The sequence below is a fragment of the Kibdelosporangium persicum genome, from assembly GCF_013280595.1.
GTDB classification, from domain to species: domain Bacteria; phylum Actinomycetota; class Actinomycetes; order Mycobacteriales; family Pseudonocardiaceae; genus Kibdelosporangium; species Kibdelosporangium persicum.
The window spans coordinates 1-1,316 of sequence record NZ_JAAATY010000087.1; the positions used below are offsets into that span (position 1 = coordinate 1).

General features: G+C 63.8%; 2 protein-coding genes. Both read right to left on the bottom strand.

Annotation, left to right across the window (positions count from 1 at the left end; translation table 11 throughout):
• On the bottom strand, positions 1–189 hold a 189-nt coding region (locus tag GC106_RS46965), incomplete at its 3' end, for a hypothetical protein (protein ID WP_217281872.1).
• Between the two features lie 952 nt (positions 190–1,141).
• The coding region (locus GC106_RS46970) for a M15 family metallopeptidase (protein WP_281368823.1) at positions 1,142–1,316 on the bottom strand (175 nt) is incomplete at its 5' end.

Genomic DNA, 1,316 nt, shown 5'->3' on the forward strand with positions numbered 1-1,316 from the left:
GGTGTGGACGAGTAGTGCGGCGGTGTTGCTGTAGCCCAACTCGTACGCGGCTCCCCGGCCGTCTACTTCGGACAGGATGTCGAAGTATTCGGCGTAGTCCCGGAGTATCCGCCTGTGTACGGCGGTGAGCCGGGTGACAAGCTCGCGGTTGCCGAGCTGCCAGAGTGAAGTGGAAGCGATCTGCCCCATACACCCAGGATACGCCGGTAAAACATGAAAGTCTTCGAACACCAGTACGATCACCTGATAGGGGGACAAAGACCCGAGTTTCCTTGACAGAACCGCAAAAGCGGCGGTGATCCGCCCACGAAACCCAGCCCCCAGCGTCAGCCAAACGGATCACCGCCGTCCCACAAGCGCGACAGCGCAAGGAAACCCTTCGTGCTCCCTTCCTCCCGTCTGGCCTGGACGCAGTCCAACCATGGGTGTCAAGGGGTCGGCCCACGCGAAAAGACCAGGCTGGAAACCACACCGCCCCCTTGACGCCCATGGTTGCCTTTGGCAGGCCGGACGGGAGGAAGGGAGTGCGGCCCCCTCTCCTCTTGGTGGCCTGCCGGTCCGGCGAGGACAAAATGGAAAGCGACCACGACGCAACGCAACAGTAGCCGCAAGGCTGGAAGGCGAGGCGACCACGACGCAACGCAACGGTAACCACAACGCGCCAGAAAGCTGGAAGGCGAGGTGCCGGAAGGCTGGAAGGCGAGGTGTCGCAAGGCTGGAAGGCGAGGCGACCACGACGTGCCAGAAGGCTGGAAGGTGACGTGCCGGAAAGGTGGACACGGGGTGCCGCAACGGTGGACACGGGGTGCCGGAAAGGTGGACACGGGGTGCCGCAACGGTGGACACGACGTGCCGGAAAGGTCGACACGGCGTGCCGGAATGGTGGACACGGGGTGCCGGAATGGTCGACACGACGTGCCGGAAAGGTGGACACGACGTGCCGGAAAGGTGGACACGACGTGCCGGAAAGGTGGACACGACGTGCCGGAATGGTCGACACGGCGTGCCGGAATGGTGGACACGGGGTGCCGGAATGGTCGACACGGGGTGCCGGAAAGGTGGACACGACGTGCCGGAAAGGTCGACACGTCGTGTGTGCTGAGGCGGGGCGAAAACCGCTGAGGCGTGTGGCGGCGAAGTCCTACGCGACGATGGGGAAGTCGAAGTAGGTGTCGGGGTAGGGTTCGTTTTCGAGTGTGTAGTGCCACCATTCGCGGTCGTATCGGCGGAAGCCGCAGGCTTCCATGATGGCGCAGAGGTGGTGGCGGTTTTCGGTTTCGGTGGGGGTGATTCCGGGTGCGCCGTGGTGGGAGATG